Below are 17,405 nucleotides of genomic sequence, written 5' to 3' on the forward strand. Positions count from 1 at the left end.
ACCACCAGCATCCCAAACATGACCCCCGGCATCACCGAGAGCCAACGTGAACCCCTTCACCAGAGGGGTCCCTTTTGGACGCCGATCACCCCTCTCAGGGGGGCCTTTTTCCACGCCGATTCACAGCTGGCGAGCGGCTACCCCCGCCCAACGGCGGGCCATCTCCTCGCCGATCCCCCGCCTACCAGAGACCCGGCAGCCAGAGGCAGAGTGCCGGGAAGAGGGCCAGCACCAGGATGCGGACGAAGTCCGATCCGACGAAGCCCAGCACGCCGCGATAGGTCTCGCCCATCGGCACGTCGCGCGCCATCGCGTTGATGACGAACAGGTTCAGCCCGAAGGGAGGGCTGATCATGCCGACCTCGACGCTCATCAGCACGAGGATCCCGAACCAGACCAGCACCTGCGTCCTGTCCAGGCCGAAATCGAGCCCGAGCATCAGCGGCACGAAGATCGGCAGCGTCAGCAGCACCATCGCCAGGCTTTCCATGAAGCAGCCGAGCACGAAGTAGATCAGCAGGATCGCCAGCAGGATGGCGAGCGGCGGCACCTGCAGCGCGGCGACCGCGGCCGAGAGCTCGGCCGGCAGGCGCGACAGCGCGAGCGCCGCGCTGAACAGCTCCGCGCCGAGCAGCACGAGGAAGATGATGCCGGTCGTCACCGCGGTGGAGAGCAGGCTCTCCTGCAACCCCTGCCAGCGCATCCCGCCGAGCGACACGGCAAGCAGGCCCGTCGCCGCCGCGCCGATCGCGGCACCTTCCGTCGCGCTGAACCATCCGCCGTAGATTCCGGTTACCACGACGCCGAAGACGAGGATGACCGGCCACACTTCCGCCGTGGCGCGCAGCCGCTCGGCGAAGGGCGCGCGCTCCGCGGCCGGCGCCGCGCCGGGGACGAGGCGCGCGTAGAGGTTGACCACCAGCATGTAGCCCGCCGTCGCCAGCAGCCCGGGGATCACGGCGGCGACGAACATCGCCCCGATGCTCTGCTCGGTGTAGATGGCGTAGATCACCAGGATGACGCTCGGCGGGATCAGGATGCCGAGCGTGCCGCCGGCAGCGAGCGTGCCGGTGGCCAGCGCCGGGGAGTAGCCGTGCCGGCGCATCTCCGGCAACGCCACCTGGCTCATCGTCGCGGCGGTGGCGAGCGAGGAGCCGCAGATCGCCCCGAAGGCCGCGCAGCCGCCGATGGTCGCCACCGCCAGCCCGCCGCGCCAATGCCCCATCCAGGCGCGCGCGCAGCGGAACAGCGCGCGGTTCATGCCGCCCTTGGTGGCGAAGTCGCCCATCAGCAGGAACAGCGGAATGACCGAGAGCGTGTAGGAGGAGAAGCGGCTGAAGGTCAGCGTGTTGAGCGTGGCGAACAGCGGGTCCCAGCCGGCGATCGCGGCATAGCCGAGGCCGCCGACGAGCAGCATGGCGATGCCCACCGGCAGGCGCAGCGCGATCAGCAGCAGCGCGGCGCCGAACATCAGCAGGCCGATGTCGAAGTTGCTCACGCCGCCTGCCGTGCCCTGGCCGCGGCCTCCACCGCGACGAACCCCGCGCAGAGCGTCCAGAGCGTCATGCCCACCGCGGCGCCGGCATAGCCCCACCAGTAGGGGATCAGCAGGAACATCGTCTCCCGCTCGCGATCCCACATCGCGAAGCCGCCGACGGCGAGCCGCCAGGCGAGCACGGCCACCACCACCGCCGCCAGGCCGCGCATCGCGGCGTCGAGGCCGGCGATGGCACGCCGCGGCAGCGTCTGCGTGAAGAAATCCACCATGACATGCGCGCCCTTCATCTCGCAGAGCGGCAGGCAGAGGGCGACGGCGACGCCGAGCGCCATCTCCACGATCTCGGAATCGCCCAGGATCGGCCGATTCAGCAGCGCGCCGCGCAGCACCGAGGCGGTGGTGACACCGACCGCGACCAGCAGCAGCGCCCCGCCGGCGAGTGCCGCGACCGTCGCCGCGCCGGTCAGGGCGCGGCGCAGCGCTTCGAGCCTCACGTGCGGCCGTAGCGGGCCGTGATCGCCTGCATCTGGTCGAACAGCGCCCGGCCGTTGCGGCCGCGGCGCGTCATCTCGGCCACCCAGGCCTCGTAGGCCGGCGCGACGGCATTGCGCCAGCGCGCCTTCTCCTCCGGCCCGATCTCGATGATCTCGTTGCCGGCCGCCCTGGCGGCGTCGATCGCCTGCTTCGTCTGCGTATCCCAGATCTCGCCGAGCTGCTTCGACAGGCCGGCGCCGGAATTGGCGTCGATCACCTGCTTCAGCTCCGCCGGAAGCCGGTTGTAGCTGCGCATGCTCATCAGCGTCAGCAGCATGCCCTGGAACAGCCCCGTGCCGGTGGGCTCGGTGTGGTACTTGGCCACTTCGTAGAGACGGAAGGGCTGGGTGATGGCCCAGTTGATCAGGAAGCCGTCCACCTGGTTGCGCGCCGTCGCCTCGTAGACGCCGCCGAGCGGAATGCCGACCGGCGTGGCGCCGAGCGCCGTCACCGCCTCGCCGATCCAGCGGCCGGCGACGCGCAGGCGCAGCCCCTTGAAATCGTCCTGCACGCGGATGGGCTTGCGGCTGGTGTGCACCAGCGCGCGGTCCGTGGCGTGGATCGCGATGATCTTGATGCCGCGATACTCGGAATCCGCGAGGTTGTTGGCGGCGTACTCATAGGCCGCCTGCGACATGCTGGCCGACAGGCCGGTGTTCATGAAGGGCATCTCGATGCCCTCGGTGCCCATGAAGCGTCCCGGCGTGAAGCCCGGCACGGTCCAGATCATGTCCACCACGCCGTCCTCGAGCTGCTGCGGCAGGTCGCGCGGCTGACCGCCGAGCTGCATGGCCGGATACATCTCGACCTTGATGCGGCCCTGGGATTGCTGCGCGACGCGCTCCGCCCAGCGGTCCAGATGGAGCGTGTGGTCGAGCGCGGTGGGCGAGGAGAAGGAGTGGCAGCGGAAGGTGAAGACCTGCTGCGCGCCCGCCACCATAGGCGCCGCCAGCGTCAGGCCGAGCGAGGCCCCCATCAGGTTTCGTCGCTTCATCATGCGTCTCCCTTGTGTGCGAGGTGTCGTTCAGCGCGCGGGATGGGCCGGCACGAAGACCGGCCGGAGCAGCCAGCGGCGCGCGATCTGCCAATAGCCGCGGAAGACGAAGTGGCCGTTGTGGGCCAGCAGCCTCTCGCGGTTGCGCCGCCAGAAGCCGGGGATCTCGAACCAGGGCATGGCGGGGTAGAGGTGATGCACGATGTGCAGGTTGTTCCAGAGGAACAGCAGCCCGAACACCCAGTTGCTCTCGACGCTTGCCGTGCGCTCGCCGGGCGTCGGTCCCCAGCGGTGCTCGATGAAGGCGCGCAGCAGCCCGATCGAGATGCCGGGCAGCACCATCACGGCGTAGTAGTACCAGATCGTCATGCCGGCGACGGCGCCGACGAACCAGAGGATCACGGCGAGACCGGCGAAGAAGCCCAGCCACGCCGGCACATCGCCGAAATCCCGGCGAGACAGCTTGCCGTATTCCACCAGCACCAGCTTGCGCAGCCGCAGCAACGGCCCGAGCGTGAGCCGCCCCAGCAGCGTCTGGTTCGCCAGCAGCACCGCGCGCCAGGCCGGCGAGTAGCGGGACCAGTCCTCCTTGCGGTGATACTGCGTCTCGGTGTCCTCGCCCGGATAGGTCAGCACCGTGTTGCGGTGATGCGCGGTGTGGCTGCGCTTGTAGAGCTCGAAGGGCCACCACCCGCCGATCGGCGGCCAGACCACCGCGGTGCGCAGCCAGCGCGGGATGCTGCGCCAGCCGTGGATCGCCTCGTGCTGCAGCGAGAAATGCCAGGCCAGCACATAGCCGCCGAGCAGCATCATCAGAGGCCAGGGAATGGACGCGTGGAACCAGACCAGCAGCAGCCAGGAGGCATAGATCGCGACCGCCACGCCCCAGGTCGGCAACTCCCATCGCCGCCACCAGCTGTGCGACGGCGCCAGCGCCGCCGCGCGTGGAAGTTCGTTCTCCGCCATGGGGGCGAGCGTGGCAAGAAACATGCCGGCATGGCAAGCTGCATGGGATGGACCTGACCGCCTGTTCCCGCATGTACGATGTCGCGCATTCGCTATTCGCCCTTCATCCATCAGGCGCCGGCACCGGTCGAGGCGTCGTGGGCGCGGCCGGGCATGGGCTGCGTCTTCATGTGCGGCTGGCCCTGGGCGATGCATCCCGAGCCGCGGCCGGTCCCGCTCGCCGCCCCGGTGCCCGCGCCGCCGCGCTACGGCGGACGGTCGGTCCATGTGAACGACGCCACGGCGCGGCAACGCGCGCCATGGCACGCCGTGCCGGAGAGCTTCTGCGGCCGCCTCGGCTGGACGGTGCCGCACAGCCATTCCGGCTGCAACGCGCCGAGGCACCATCTGCTGCGTTACGCGGCACGTCTCCCCTTTGCCGATGCGGTCGGGCCGCTGGTCAGCGGCGCGTGGCGCTCCTGCTGCTCGATGCTGCTGGCGGAAGTGCTCGTCGCGCGATTCGTCCCAGTGGATGTCGTTGCGGTGCTGGAGATCGGGCCCAGATGGGCGGCGGAGGCGGCGGCTTCCGGCATGGAACTGCCGCCCGGCACGCCATCTGCATGACCCTGGCCGCATGACCCTGGCCGGTTGAGAGACGAAGAGAGCAACGCCCTTGCCCGCCCCACGCAACCTCGCGGAGCTGGAAGCGGATGTCGTCCGCGACCTCGCCCTGATCGCGCATCCGCGCATGGACTGGCTGCAGCCGAAGACCAGCGGCGGCGCCCCGGTGCTCGACGTGCTCGTCATCGGCGGCGGCCAATGCGGCGTCGTCACCGGCTTCGCGCTGATGCAGCAGAAGGTGCGCAACATCCTGGTGATCGACCGGGCGCCGGCGGGACGGGAAGGGCCCTGGCTCACCTATGCGCGGATGCCGAACCTGCGCAGCTGGAAGGACCAGAGCGGTCCCGACCTCGGCATCCCCTCGCTCACCTACCAGGCCTGGCACGAGGCGCAGTTCGGCCAGGCCGACTGGGACAGGCTGAAGCTGATCCCGAAGGAGAAGTGGAACGACTACCTGCTCTGGTTCCGGCACGTCACGGGCGTGCCGGTGCGCAACGGCGTGGAGGCCGGCCGCATCGCGCCGGCACTGACCGACGACGGCCTGCCTTGCCTGATGGTCGAGACCTCTTCGGGCGCGATGCGCGCGCGCAAGGTGGTGCTGGCGACAGGGCAGGAGGATGCGGGCAGCTGGTGGATGCCGGAGTTCGTCGCGGCCCTGCCGGCGCATCTGCGCGCGCACAGCGCCGATCCGTTGGACTTCGCCGCGCTGCGCGGCAAGGTGGTCGCGGTGCTCGGTGCCGGCGCCTCCGCCTTCGACAATGCCGCGACCGCGCTGGAGCATGGCGCGGCGGAGGTGCATCTGTTCTGCCGGCGGGCCGAGCCGCAACTCGTGCAACCCTATCGCTGGCTCACCTTCTCGGGCTTCCTGCAGCACATCCATGCGGTGCCGGATGCCTGGCGCTGGCGCTTCATGGCGGATGTGCTCGGCCTGCGGGAGGCCTTTCCGCAGGACACCTGGGATCGCTGCGCGCGTTTCCCGAACTTTTGGATGCATCTCGGCCGGCCCTGGACCGCTGCGCGCGTCACGCCGGAGGGCCGCGTCGCGATCGCGACGCCGCGCGGCGAGGCCGTTGCGGATTTCCTGATCTGCGGCACCGGCGTGCGGATGGACTTCGCCTCCGTCCCGACGCTGGAAGGCTTCCACGGCAACATCGCGCGCTGGTCCGACCGCTACGACCCGCCGGCCGAGGAAGCCGATGAGCGGCTCGGTGCGTTTCCCTACCTCGCGCCGGACTACGCCTTCATCGAGCGCGAGCCGGGCAGGACGCCCTGGATCCGCGACATCCACCTGTTCGGGATCGCGACGACGATGTCCTTCGGCCCGGCCGGCGCCTCGATCAACGCGATGGTCTATGCGGTGCCGCGGCTCGCGCAGGGCATCACGCGCGGGCTGTTCGAGGCCGACCTGCCGCGGCTCTGGCAGGAGTACCGGGCCTATGACGTCCGGATCGCCGAGCTCGACCCGGAGCGCCTGGCCGCCGAGTGAAGACCGGCGCGTCAGGGGGGGATCGGCCGGCGATTCGCATCGGCTGCCCCCGCTTGCCAGCCAGATGCTTAGCTCTCAAAGTATCGCGGTCTGGTGCGCCGCTGCCGCAAGCCAACCGGGAGGAGATCGAGTCATGTCGCGCCTCGCCAACCGCGTCGAGGACATCCTTGCCGCGTCCACGCGCCGCGGACTGCCGCGCCAGGTGCAGCACCCGGTCTCCGACGTGGCCTCCTACGTCAAGGGCATGGACAATTTCTGCCGGGTGATGGCGATCCGCCCCGGCGACCATGTGGTGATGCTGACCGACCCGCTGCTCGATCCGCGCGTCGTGCAGGCGGTGCAGGGACTGGCGCGCGGCCGCGGGGCGACCTTCGCCGCCTTCATGGGCGAGAGCACGCGCTACGTGACGGTGCCGGAGGAAGCCAAGCCGATCCTGGAGCGCGCCACCTTCGTCGTCTCCACCTGGTTCGCTTCGGTGCTCGATCCCTATTGCATCGGGCTGCGCCGCAACAAGGGCCAGCGCTGGGTGAAGATCACCTTCTTCCGCGACCTCGACCTGCTGCACACGCCGCAGGCGCAGTTCCCGGTGGAGCTGCTCGGCGAGATCATCCGCGCGACCTCGCGCCTGTTCCCCGAGAGCGGCGACTTCCTGATGCGGATCACCGATCCGCGCGGGACGGATTTCCGCATCCCGTTCTCCGACGCCATGCTGCAGACGCTGCGCCGGCACAATCGCTGGCGCGGTCATAACGTGGCGGACGAGGATGGCTGCTACGTCCACTACCTGCCGACGCACGGACCGAATCTGTTCGAGCCGAACATGGTCGGGCTGAAGCCCGAGGAGAAGATCGGCATCAACGGCACCGTCTGGGCGCAATGGGCCGTCGGTTTCGACAAGCCCTTCGAGAGCCCGGTCGGCGTCGAGTTCCGCGACGACGTGGTGCATGCCGTGCACGGCGAGGGCTTCGAGGCCGAGGTGATGCGCGACTACCTGATCGGCGGCACGCTGGAGGAGGTGGGCTGCGGCCACAACCCGAAGGCGCCCCGCTTCGACATCTACCCGGCCGGCCCGAACTCCCCGGGCGCGCTGCATGTCGGCATCAATGCGCTGAAGCCGTCCGACTACCTCCGGCGTGCGATGCCCAACTGGGAGGAGCCGCACATCCACATGGATCTCGTCACCTTCGACAGCACGGTGGTGGCCGGCAACCGTACGATGGTGGCGGACGGCTACCTGATATCGCTGCGCGATCCGGCCGTGCGCGCCATGGCGGAACGGTACGGCGACCCGGTCGAGCTGCTCGAGGGCTACCCGACCTGATCCGGCAAGGCCGGGCACGGCGCCGACGGTACGGCATCGTTGCCCCGCCGCCGCTGCACCGACGACCCGCGTTGCGCAGCGGAACGTTCCGAGGGCGCCCCGACGCGGCGCGGGCGCGCATGCGGTCGCGCTACGCGCCTTAGGGATCCCTGCCCGCGAGCGCCGCGGCGGAGAAGATGTCGAACTTCTCCTTGATCACCGGCGCGGCCTTGTCGCGCGGCACCACCTGATAGAGCCTGTAGCCGGCCGCCAGGACGACGTGGAAGAATTCGTGCAGCGCGAAGAGCTGCTCTTCCGTCAGGCCGTCCGGCGGCGCCTCGCAGAACACATTCTTGGCCAGGACGTGCATTGGCTCCGGCATGGCTTCGCATTCCCCTTCTTGCGTGCATCCGTAGGTGAGCATAACAGCAATGCCGCAGCAATCGGGATTGCTGCGCGGATCGCCTCCGTCGCGTGGACCATGATCGAGCCGGAGTAACGACCATGCCCCTTAGCACCACAGCAGCGCGCGCCGTCACAGGGCCCGGGATCGGCCAGGCGGATCTCGCCGGCAGCTATGTCTACAAATTCGAGGGGAATGCGATGCGCAACAACGTGCTGCATCGCATCTGCGGAATCGGACGCTTCACGCTCGATGCCGCGGGGCGTCTGACCGGAAGCCACACTTCCTCGGGCATGCCGCTGCAGGGATCGGTCCGCAACGGCGTGCTGGTCGCCACCTTCCGGCTCGAGGGAACGCTTCTGCTGGACGAAGGCGCGCCCCTCGGCGATGCGGACATCGTCTTCGCCAGCGACGATCCGAACCTCGACAGCGTGCGCGGCAGGTTCCGCTTCGCCGTCGCCGGCACACCGGACCGCCTCTGGCTGATGTCCACCGGCGCGACCATCCTGGGGAAGGGCGATCCGATCAACATCGCAGAGCTCGTCCTGATCGAGGTCGCGAGGACCGCAAGTGCCTGAGCGGCCGCTGCGTCGCGCGCGACCTTGCGGCGGGACGCGCTGAGGATGGGTGCGTCGCCCGCGGCCGCGCCGTCCGACGGCCCGGCCCGCGTTGCGGAGCGGCGCCAGCTCACGGTGCTGTTCGCGGACCTGATCGACTCCACCAGGCTCGCTGCCGCGATGGACCCGGAGGATTGGGCAGAGACCCTGGACGCCTATCAGCGCTGCTGCGTCGAGACGATCGAGTCGGCGGGCGGTTTCGTGGCGGAGATCCAAGGCGACGGCGTGGTCGGCTATTTCGGCTATCACCGTGCCAGCGAGAGCGACGCCGAACGCGCCATCCGTGCCGGGCTGGCGCTGTGCGAGGCGATTCCGAAGGCGCCGAGCGCGCATGGGACAGCGCTCGGCGTGCGCATCGGCATCGCGACGGGCCTCGTGCTGGCCGATCATGCGAGCCTCGCCACGGCACGGGGCGCGCCGGGCGCGGTGGGCCAGACGATCAACCTGGCGGCAAGATTGCAGACCCTCGCCGCCGCCAACGAGGTCGTCATCGCGGACACGACGAAGCGGCTCGCCGGCGGCCTGTTCGCGTGCCACGACCGGGGGCACGTCACCCTCAAGGGCTTCGAGGACGCCGTGCAGGTGTGGCTCGTGATCGGCTCCACCCTGCTGCACAGCCGCATCCATGCGGGAAGCGGCGCGTCGCCGGTCCGTATGGTCGGGCGGCAGGAGGAATTGAATGCCGTCCTTGCGGCATGGCGCGACGTGCAGGCCGGACGCGGACGCATCGTGACCATCCTGGGCGAGGCAGGGCTCGGCAAGTCGCGCTTCGTCGCCGAGTTCCGGGATCGGATTTCGGTGCAGCGCCATGTCTGGGTGGAGGATGGCGGTTCGCAGTTCTTCAGCGGAACGCCCTTCCACCCGGTCTCCCAGATGATCCGCCGCATCATCGACCCGGGAGGGAGCCGGCCGCCGGAGCGCTTCCACGCGCGTCTGCGCCGTGTGCTGCAGCGAAGCCGGGTCGGCATCGCCAGCACGCTGTCGGCCTTCGCCGACATGCTCGACCTGCCGAAGGATGCGTCGCTCGGCCACGCGTTGCCGCCTACGGCGGCCACCCGCGCGTTGCTGTTCGCCGCCCTGCTGGATTGGGTGCGTGGCGCCGCCCGGTCGCGGCCGGTGGTCATCGTGTTCGAGGACACGCACTGGGCGGACGCCTCGTCGCTCGAACTGCTGGACCATGTCGCCGCGGCCATCGCCTTCCTGCCGGTGCTTCTCCTCACGACGACGCGGGTTCGGCCGCAGCCGGGCCAGGCCGCCGCAAGCGGCCTCGTCGTGCCGCTCAGGCCCCTCGCCGATGCCGAACTGCGCGACATGCTCAGCGGTCTTGCGGCGGTCGCCGAGGCCGTGCCGCCGCAGGATCTGAACCGGGTGATCCAGCGCGCCGGCGGCGTGCCGCTGTTCGGCGTCGAACTGGCGCATCTCGTGCGGGAACAGCGCGCCTCCGGCAGCGTCCGGCACGGGCCGGAGGACGCCGAAGTGCCGGCAAGCCTGGCCGACCTGCTGATGGCGAGGCTCGACCAGCTCGGACCGGCGAAGGGCCTTGCGCAGATCGCCGCCGTCATCGGCACGGATGTGCCGCGCGGCCTTCTGCTGGCGGTGTCCGACAGCCCGGAAGCCGCGCTGCGGGCGAACATCGCCACCCTGCGCCGGCACGGCATCCTGAGCGAGACGGACCAACGCGGGGTCGACTCCTTCCGGCATGCCATGCTGCGGGACGCCGCCTATGCCTCGCTGCCGAAGAGCAGGCGCCGCGCCCTGCACCGGGCGATCGCCGTCGCAATACACGATGGCGCGGGCGGATCCGCGGCGTCGAAGGCGGAGATCCTTGCGCATCACTGGACCAACGCCGGCGAATTCGCGGCGGCGGTGGCCGCCTGGACCGAGGCTGGGCAATACGCCAGCGACCGCCGTGCCTTCGTCGAGGCAGAGAGCGCCTATGGCGCCGCGCTGGCGGCCTTGCGCCAGCAGCCCGACACGATCGAGCGCGACGGTCAGGAACTGCCGCTGATCGGGCTCTACGCGAATGTGCTGCGGATCACGCAGGGGCTTTCGTCGCCGCCGACGCTCGAGGCGACGCGGCGCGCGCGTGCCCTCGCGGATGCGCGTGGCGACAGCGAGCAGCAGCTGCTGCAGGCATGGGGCACCTGGGCCGCGGCGTCGAGCAGCGGCGACTTCGACACCGGGCTCGCGCTGGCGAACCAGTTCGAGCAGCTCGCCTTCGCCAACGGCCTGCCCCGGCATCTCGCGGCCGCCCACATGATGCTGATGACATCGAAGTTCCGCGTCGGCGACATCGGCGGGGCGGAGGAGGCGTTCCGGCGCGGCGCGGCGTATTTCGACGACGCCGCGTTCCGTGCCCAGCCGGGCTGGGTCGCCCAGACCTTCGGCAATGCCGCGATGATCGCCTGGACGCTTGGCGACGATGCCGGGGCGCAACGGCGGATCGAGGCCGCGCTGTTTCCCGGGCCGGGCGACGAGAACCCGTTCGACACGGTGTACGGCCAGACCATGCATACCGCGTATCTGAACCTGGTCGGACGCTACGCCGAGGCCGCATGCCATGCGCAGGAGAGCATCGCGCTGTGCGACAAGTATGGCATCGCCCAGTTCGCCGCCAGCACGCGGGTGATCCTCGGTCGGGCCCGGGTCGGGCTGGGATCGGCAGAGGAAGGCGTCGCCCTCATGCGCGAAGGCATCGCCGAGATGCAGGCGAAGCGCATCCGTGTCGCCATGACGCGCTATGCGACCTGGCTCGCGGAGGGCTGCCTCGCCGCAGGCGGCATCGGCGATGCGCTGGCCTGCGCAGACGAGGCGCTGGCCGTGAATCCGCGCGAGTTCTTCTATCGCCCCGAATCGATGCGCGTGCGGGGGCTGATCTGGCGCGAGGCGGGACGCTTCGCCGAGGCCGAGCAGGATTTTCTCGGCGCGGCGCAGCTCGCTGAACGGATGGGCGCCGCCCGCCTTGCCGATCGCGCGCATGAAAGCCTGCGCGTCCTGCGCATGGATGCCGGTCGCCGGGCGGCATGAGCCGGCGCAAGCCGGGGTCGCGTTGCGGCGATGATCACCGCGGCGGCGCCCGCCGCGTGCAGCGTACGGATGCGCAACCTTCGTGCGCGCGGCATCAGTCGCTGGACCGGGCCGCCTCGTAGCCCGAAACGACATCGAGCAATTCGCGCGTGATCGTCTCCTGCCGTCTGATGCGGTGGCGCCGGCGCAGGTCGTCTCGCCGCTCTTCGATGGTCCGCTCGGCGCCTTGCATCGCGGCCAGCCTCGAGGCGTGTTCGCTCGCCAGCGCCGCGGCCATCGCGCTGTAGATCACGACGAAGAGCCGCTGCTGCACCAGCCACGACAGCAGCCGATCGGGGTCCATCCTCACGCAGGGAAGGGAGCGTCCGGGCCATGCGCACGCCGACAGGCGCTGCAGATCGCTCTCGGGCAAGGGCAGCAGCCGCCGGGCCCGTGGCCGCGCCGTGACCGGCCCCTCTCGGCAATTGTGCAGCAGCCAGACCTGCCCGACGCCATGCTGGAGCGTCCATCGGTCGATCTCGACGATCAGGGACTGGACCAGTCGCGCGAGCCCGTCCACGGACCCCGGCAGCGAATGGAGGGAGTCCGCGCGATGCCCATGCGCCTCGAGCCGGGCCGCGATGCGGGCCCCGACCACGCCCAGCACCGCGCGCCGGGCTTCCAGCCGCGGCCGGGCGAAGCGCGTGATGGTGTCGTTGTAGCGTCCGCAGAGCCCGCGATCCGAACCGATCACGATCAGGCCGTCGCGCGCGGCCGCGCTGTCCGGCCCGGGCAGGCTGAGGCCCGACTCGCGCCGCATCCGCAGCAGCGCCGTCAGCCCGAGATCCACGGTGCGCGCATAGTCCGCCATGGCGGCCTCGGCGCGCTCGTACTGCCGTATGTGGATCGAGGACAACGCCTTCATCGTGCGCACGATGGACTGGATGTCGCCCATGGTTTCCAAAGCGCGCGACAGGCTTTCAAGCGTGTCCATCGCCTGCTTCCGCCCGCTCACTGTCCTGCGCCCCGGAAAGCGCTTCCCGCATCGCCCCTATCAGTGCCGCGCGGTCCGGCTGTTCCAGCCTGGCGCCAGCCGCGATCCGGTCGCAGAGGCCCGGGGCGTGCGCGCGGATCGCCCGGCGCACCGTCTGCTCGGCTTCCGCCACGGCGTCGGGTTCCCGGTCGTCGAACAGGCCCTCGGTCGCCGCGAGCAGGGTCGCGACCTGCTCGGGCACGTCCAGATGATCGTGCTCGCGCTGCTTCAGAACCTCGCGCACGCGCAAGCCTCGATCGAGCTTGCGCCGGGTCTCGGTGTCGAGCTGCGTGCCGAAGCGGGCGAATGTCTCCAGCTCCTCGAACTGGGCGTAGATCAGCCGGAGGTTGCCGGCGACGGCACGGAACGCCGGAAGCTGCACCTTGCCGCCCACGCGGCTGACCGAGGTCCCGATGTCGATGGCCGGGAGGTGGCCCTTCTCGAACAGCGAGGGCGAGAGAAAGATCTGTCCGTCCGTGATCGAGATCAGGTTGGTCGGGATGTAGGCGGAGATGTTCTGCGCCTGCGTCTCGACCACCGGCAGGGCGGTGAGCGATCCGCCCCCATGTTCCTTGCGCAGCTGTGTGGCGCGCTCGAGAAGGCGCGCGTGGATGTAGAAGATGTCGCCGGGATAGGCTTCCCGCCCGGGTGGCCGGCGCAGCAGCAGCGACAACTCGCGATAGGCGCGGGCATGGCGGGTGAGGTCGTCGTACACGATCAGGACGTCACGCCCCGCGGCCATGAAGTGCTCGGCCATCGAGGTGGCGGCATAGGGGGCGACGAACTGCAGGCCAGGCGCATCCTCGCCGCCGGCGACGACGACGATGGTGCGGTCCATCGCACCGCCGTCGCGCAGGCTCCGGATGACGCGCGCGACCGCCGAGGCCCGCTGGCCGATCGCGCAATAGATCGAAAGGACGCCGCTGCTGCGCTGGTTGAGGATCGTGTCCACGGCGATGGCGGTCTTGCCGGTCTGCCTGTCGCCGAGGATCAGCTCGCGCTGCCCGCGGCCGATGGGGATCGCTGCATCAACGGCCTTGATGCCTGTCTGCAGCGGCACCTGCACCGGCGCGCGGTGCATGATGGGCGGCGCCGGCCGCTCCGCCGGCAGGAACGCCTCGGCGACGATGCGGCTGCCGCCGTCGAGCGGCCGGCCAAGCGCATCCACCACGCGCCCGATCAGGCCCGCGCCAACCGGGACGTCGACGACCCGACCGGTGCGCCGCACGGGATCGCCAGGACGCAGGCGCTCGGTCTCGCCCAGGATGATGACGCCCGCGCGGCGCTCGCCGAGATTCGCGGCGATCCCGAGCACGCCGCCGGGGAAGGCCAGGAGCTCGTCGGCGCGCAGGTCGGTGAAGCCGACGACGTCCGCGACGCCGTTTGCGACGGAAAGCACATGCGCGATCTCGGCCAGTTCGAGTTCCGCGCCGATGCGCGCCAGCGCGGCTTCGAGTGGGGCGAAGAGCGCGTCGTGCAGGCCGTCGAGCGTCGCCATGCGCGTCATGCCCTGGCCGGCGCTCGTTCGGGGCGGTGCCGGCCGCTGCCCTCGATCACCTCGTCGAGCGTCGTCTCGAGGCGGGAGAGGAAGCGCGCCGCCGACCACTCGACCGTCTGCCCCCCGATCGTCAGGCGTATCCCGAGGAGCAGGTCGCTGTCCTCGCGATACTCGACGTCGATCTCGCGTGCGACGCATTCGTGGATGGCGCGCGTGACGTGGCTGCGCGCGCCCGGCTTGAGCGCAATGCCGCTGTCCACCAGCGCCGGGCCCTCCGCGCGCCCGGCCGCGCGCACCAGCTTGTCCCGCTCGTCGGCATCGAGGGCCGCGAGACGCTCCGCGAAGGTTGCCGCCACCTCACCGGCCAGGTCGCTGCCGGCATAGTCGCGCAACACCCGCCCGACGATGTCGATAACCTGGTGACCGGCGCGCTGCCGCAGCCTGGCGGCGAAGGCCTCGCGTTCATCCTCCAGATGCGCGTTCCAGGTCCGGCGCTTGGCTTCGACATCGGCCTGGATGTCGGCCTCGAGCCTTGCGCGCAAGGCGGCGGCTTCGCGCCGCGCCTGCGCGAGCATCTCCTCCCGGCTTGCCTCCAGCGCCTTCTGCTGCTCGCGCACCCGGCGCGCCTCGGCCCTGGCGTCTTCGCGGGCCCCGCGCGCTTCCTCGAGCCGCCTCGCGATGCGCTCCTCCCGCTGCGCCATGGCCCGGATCACCGGGCGGTAGAGGAACCGTTGCAGCAGCCAGACGAGAACGAGGAAGTTGACGATCTGGGCGATGACCGTCAGCCAGTCGATCTGCACGGTTTCAGCGCCCTGCGGCCTGGGTGGTTGCCGCCACCAGATCCGTGAAGGGATTCGCGAAGATCAGGATCATCGCGACGACGAAGCAGTAGATCGCCGTGGACTCGATCATCGCGAGGCTGACGAAGAGCGTGCGGGTGATGGTGTTCGAGGCGTCCGGCTGCTGCGCGATCGCCTGCAGCGCCTGCGCGGCGGCGCGCCCCTCGGCCAGGGCCGGTCCGATCGAGCCGATGGCGATGGTCAGCCCGGCGGTGACGATCGAGCTCACGGCGACCCAGGTTGCTGCGTCCATGGTCAGTATCCTGTGCCTGCGGGCGTGGCGGGCGCGGCCCCGCTGTCCGTTGCGCGGCGGCTGCGGCTGGCTGAGGCGATGTAGACCATCGCAAGGATGGCGAAGATATAGGCCTGGATCAGCCCGGTGAGCAGGCCGAGGAGCTGCATCACCACCGGGAAGAAGAAGGGCGCGACGCTGATCAGGATGCCGACGATGACCGTCCCGCTCATCACGTTGCCGTAGAGCCGCACCGCCAGGGCGACCGTGCGCGAGATCTCGCTCACGACGTTGAAGGGCAGCATGAGCGGCGTCGGCCGCAGATAGGCGCGCAGATAGCCGCCGAGACCGCGTTCGCCGATCGCGAAGAGCGGCACGGCGATCAGCACGCAGATCGCCAGCGCCGCCGTGGTCGAGAGCGAGCCGGTGGGCGGCTGGAGCCCCGGCACCACCGCCAGCAGGTTCGCCGTGGCGATGAAGAGGAACAGCGTGCCGATGAAGGGCAGGTAGCGGCCTGCATCGTCGGCGCCGATCTCCGCGATCTGGTCGCGGATGGCCGAGACGATCACCTCGAGCAGGGCCTGCCAGCGCGAGACGCTCTCGCCCTCGCTCAGCCGCGCGGTGATCGCCCGGGAGCCGAGCGCCAGAAGCGCCATCACCACCCAGGTGAAGGCGATCGTGGCGTTGAGTCGCAGGCCCCGCCACTCGTACAGGATCCAGCTGTCCGGGCTGATCTCCATCAGGCGCCTCCCGGTGAGTCGCGACCGAGCAAGCGTGTGGCGGCAAACCGCACGATGATGAAGCCGGCCAGCGCGGCGACGAAACCGTCCGCCGGCAGCCCGAGAAGTGCTGCGGCGGCAAGGGCGCCGAGCAGCAGCGCCACCCGCGCGAGCCGGAGCCATGTGAAGGCCGCCAGGCCGCGCGGGCCCTGCGGCAGGCGCCGCACCGCGGCCCAGAGAAGAGCCAGATAGAGCGCGCCGAGCACCGAGCCTGCCAGCATCGCGGCCAGGAGCGAGAGTGCGGAAGCGGTCATGCCGCGCCCCCGATGGCCTGTCTCACCCGCTCAGTCATCCCGCCCCTCCCGCTGCACCCAGTACCACGCATTGAGCGCGCCGAGCGCCGCGCCGGCGATCAGCAGCGTCAGCGTCCAGGATACCGCGCCCGGCCAGCGCCGATCGATCCAGAGCCCCAGCGCGATGCCTGCCACGAGAGGCACGGCGACGGACCAGCCCACCAGCCCGAACATGCCGAGCCCGTACCAGGCGCTCGTCGTGCGGCGCTTGCGGGCTTCCTCCAACCGCCGCGCCTTGCGCGCGATGGTCTGCGCCTCGGTTTCCGTCTCCGCGTCGCGTTCGGCCGTCATCCCCCGGTGGTCCCAAGGTCGCGGAATCGGCGGACCATGCTGGCCTCGAGCCGTGCGAGCGCCGCGCGCGCTTCGCGCTCATTCTCGTCCCGGCGGCGGAAATCTGTCTCGACCAGGTTGCGCAGCCGGTGGAGATCGTCGCCCTCCACCGCTCCGCGAACCGCCACGCGCACCTCTGCGCCGCATTTCACCAGCGTGCCGGAATGCACCGCGACGAAGCGCTCGGCGCCGTCCTCGGCCTCGTAGAGCAGGATGCCGGGTACGAGTTCGGTGACGAGATCGACGTGGTTCGGCAGCATCCCGAAATGCCCGTCCCGCGCCTCGGCCACGATCCGACGCACTGGCCGGTCCACGCAGAGGCCGATGGGAGTGATCACCCTAAGCCGCATCTTCGGCCGCCGCCCTGGCGTCGAGGTCGGCGAGCGACCCGATCATGTAGAACTCGGCCTCGTCGCGATCCGCCAGGGTGCCTGCGAGGATGCGCTCGCAACTGTCCAGTGTCTCGTCGAGCCTGACGAATCGCCCGGGATTGCCGGTCATCGCTTCCGTCGAGAAGAAGGGCTGGGTCAGGAAGCGTTCGAGCTGGCGGGCCTGGCGGACCGTGGCGCGGTCCCGTTCCGACAACTCCTCGAGGCCGAGCATCGCGATGATGTCCTTGAGATCCTCGTACTCGGCCAGGGTGGTGCGCACTGCGCGCGCGACACGGTAGTGGCGCGGGCTCACCGTGCCCGGTGTGAGCATCCGCGAGTAGGAGCGCAGCGGATCGATGGCCGGATAGAGGCCTTCGGACGCCTTCTTCCGCGAAAGCACGATCGAGGCGGAGAGATGGGCGAAGGTGTGCGTGGCGGCGGGGTCGGTGAAATCGTCGGCCGGGACATAGACGGCCTGGATCGAGGTCATCGTCCCCCGGTCGGTCGAGCAGATCCGCTCCTCGAGTTCCGCGAGCTCGGTGGCGAGGGGGGGGGGGGGGGGGGGGCGGCGGGGGGGGGGGGGGGGGGGGGCCCCCCCCCCCCCCCCCCCCCCCCCCGCGGCCGCG

At 70.4% G+C, this 17,405-nt stretch carries 19 protein-coding genes; 5 read left to right on the forward strand and 14 right to left on the reverse strand.

Annotated features, from left to right (window positions below):
- Positions 1–181: 181 nt before the first annotated feature.
- Genes AC1MIR_RS06950 through AC1MIR_RS06965 form a run of 4 tightly spaced genes read right to left on the reverse strand, consistent with a single transcriptional unit; the run spans position 182 to position 4,016 of the window.
- A complete protein-coding gene (locus tag AC1MIR_RS06950; protein ID WP_480027454.1) occupies positions 182–1,498 on the reverse strand; it encodes a TRAP transporter large permease in 1,317 nt (438 codons plus the stop codon).
- Positions 1,495–1,992, reverse strand: a complete 498-nt coding sequence (locus AC1MIR_RS06955) for a TRAP transporter small permease (RefSeq protein WP_480027455.1) — start codon at positions 1,990–1,992, stop codon at positions 1,495–1,497. Before AC1MIR_RS06955 ends, AC1MIR_RS06950 begins: the two co-directional genes overlap by 4 nt.
- Positions 1,989–3,029, reverse strand: coding sequence for a TRAP transporter substrate-binding protein (locus tag AC1MIR_RS06960; protein WP_480027456.1), 1,041 nt, complete (start codon positions 3,027–3,029; stop codon positions 1,989–1,991). Before AC1MIR_RS06960 ends, AC1MIR_RS06955 begins: the two co-directional genes overlap by 4 nt.
- A 27-nt stretch (positions 3,030–3,056) precedes the next feature.
- On the reverse strand, positions 3,057–4,016 hold the full coding sequence (locus AC1MIR_RS06965; RefSeq protein ID WP_480027457.1) for a fatty acid desaturase: 960 nt from the start codon (positions 4,014–4,016) through the stop codon (positions 3,057–3,059).
- Between the two features lie 54 nt (positions 4,017–4,070).
- Here AC1MIR_RS06965 and AC1MIR_RS06970 point away from each other — a divergent pair, with 54 nt between their 5' ends.
- The 3 genes from AC1MIR_RS06970 to AC1MIR_RS06980 all read left to right on the forward strand — a co-directional run bounded on the left by AC1MIR_RS06970 (position 4,071) and on the right by AC1MIR_RS06980 (position 7,399).
- Complete coding sequence (locus AC1MIR_RS06970) at positions 4,071–4,595, forward strand: hypothetical protein (RefSeq protein WP_480027458.1); 525 nt, start codon at positions 4,071–4,073, stop codon at positions 4,593–4,595.
- 49 nt (positions 4,596–4,644) lie between these two features.
- Complete coding sequence (locus AC1MIR_RS06975) at positions 4,645–6,078, forward strand: NAD(P)-binding domain-containing protein (protein ID WP_480027459.1); 1,434 nt, start codon at positions 4,645–4,647, stop codon at positions 6,076–6,078.
- Positions 6,079–6,211: 133 nt separating this feature from the next.
- Positions 6,212–7,399 (forward strand): hypothetical protein, encoded by a 1,188-nt coding sequence (locus tag AC1MIR_RS06980; RefSeq protein WP_480027460.1) that lies wholly within the window; start codon positions 6,212–6,214, stop codon positions 7,397–7,399.
- A gap of 139 nt (positions 7,400–7,538) precedes the next feature.
- On the opposite strand, the gene AC1MIR_RS06985 is transcribed toward AC1MIR_RS06980, so the two are convergent.
- Positions 7,539–7,760, reverse strand: a complete 222-nt coding sequence (locus AC1MIR_RS06985; RefSeq protein ID WP_480027461.1) for a hypothetical protein — start codon at positions 7,758–7,760, stop codon at positions 7,539–7,541.
- Positions 7,761–7,882: 122 nt separating this feature from the next.
- Here AC1MIR_RS06985 and AC1MIR_RS06990 point away from each other — a divergent pair, with 122 nt between their 5' ends.
- The gene (locus AC1MIR_RS06990) at positions 7,883–8,359 is read left to right on the forward strand and encodes a hypothetical protein (protein ID WP_480027462.1); all 477 of its coding nucleotides are present in this window, start codon (positions 7,883–7,885) and stop codon (positions 8,357–8,359) included.
- A 45-nt stretch (positions 8,360–8,404) separates the two neighbouring features.
- Entirely contained in the window at positions 8,405–11,425 is a 3,021-nt protein-coding gene (locus AC1MIR_RS06995) for an ATP-binding protein (RefSeq protein ID WP_480027463.1), read from the forward strand.
- Positions 11,426–11,519: 94 nt separating this feature from the next.
- Here AC1MIR_RS06995 and AC1MIR_RS07000 read toward each other — a convergent pair whose 3' ends face one another.
- The 9 genes from AC1MIR_RS07000 to AC1MIR_RS07040 form a co-directional block, all read right to left on the reverse strand.
- Positions 11,520–12,398: a F0F1 ATP synthase subunit gamma gene (locus AC1MIR_RS07000; RefSeq protein WP_480027464.1), complete on the reverse strand. Its 879-nt coding sequence runs from the start codon at positions 12,396–12,398 to the stop codon at positions 11,520–11,522.
- Complete coding sequence (locus tag AC1MIR_RS07005) at positions 12,385–14,043, reverse strand: alternate F1F0 ATPase, F1 subunit alpha (RefSeq protein ID WP_480027465.1); 1,659 nt, start codon at positions 14,041–14,043, stop codon at positions 12,385–12,387. The genes AC1MIR_RS07000 and AC1MIR_RS07005 overlap by 14 nt, the downstream gene beginning before the upstream one ends.
- Positions 13,941–14,735, reverse strand: a complete 795-nt coding sequence (locus AC1MIR_RS07010; RefSeq protein WP_480027466.1) for a F0F1 ATP synthase subunit B family protein — start codon at positions 14,733–14,735, stop codon at positions 13,941–13,943. Before AC1MIR_RS07010 ends, AC1MIR_RS07005 begins: the two co-directional genes overlap by 103 nt.
- 4 nt (positions 14,736–14,739) lie before the next feature.
- Positions 14,740–15,027 carry a F0F1 ATP synthase subunit C gene (locus AC1MIR_RS07015; RefSeq protein ID WP_480027467.1) on the reverse strand — a complete coding sequence of 96 codons (288 nt, stop codon included), beginning with the start codon at positions 15,025–15,027 and terminating at the stop codon, positions 14,740–14,742.
- Between the two features lie 2 nt (positions 15,028–15,029).
- Entirely contained in the window at positions 15,030–15,746 is a 717-nt protein-coding gene (locus tag AC1MIR_RS07020) for a F0F1 ATP synthase subunit A (RefSeq protein WP_480027468.1), read from the reverse strand.
- Positions 15,746–16,039, reverse strand: coding sequence for an N-ATPase subunit AtpR (locus tag AC1MIR_RS07025; protein WP_480027469.1), 294 nt, complete (start codon positions 16,037–16,039; stop codon positions 15,746–15,748). Before AC1MIR_RS07025 ends, AC1MIR_RS07020 begins: the two co-directional genes overlap by 1 nt.
- Positions 16,040–16,069: 30 nt before the next feature.
- Positions 16,070–16,369: an AtpZ/AtpI family protein gene (locus tag AC1MIR_RS07030; RefSeq protein WP_480027470.1), complete on the reverse strand. Its 300-nt coding sequence runs from the start codon at positions 16,367–16,369 to the stop codon at positions 16,070–16,072.
- Positions 16,366–16,746, reverse strand: a complete 381-nt coding sequence (locus tag AC1MIR_RS07035) for a F0F1 ATP synthase subunit epsilon (RefSeq protein ID WP_480027471.1) — start codon at positions 16,744–16,746, stop codon at positions 16,366–16,368. Before AC1MIR_RS07035 ends, AC1MIR_RS07030 begins: the two co-directional genes overlap by 4 nt.
- A 1-nt stretch (position 16,747) precedes the next feature.
- The coding region (locus AC1MIR_RS07040; protein ID WP_480027472.1) for an ATP synthase beta subunit C-terminal domain-containing protein at positions 16,748–17,405 on the reverse strand (658 nt) is incomplete at its 5' end.

The sequence above is a fragment of the Falsiroseomonas sp. RANM36 genome (genome assembly GCF_056682175.1).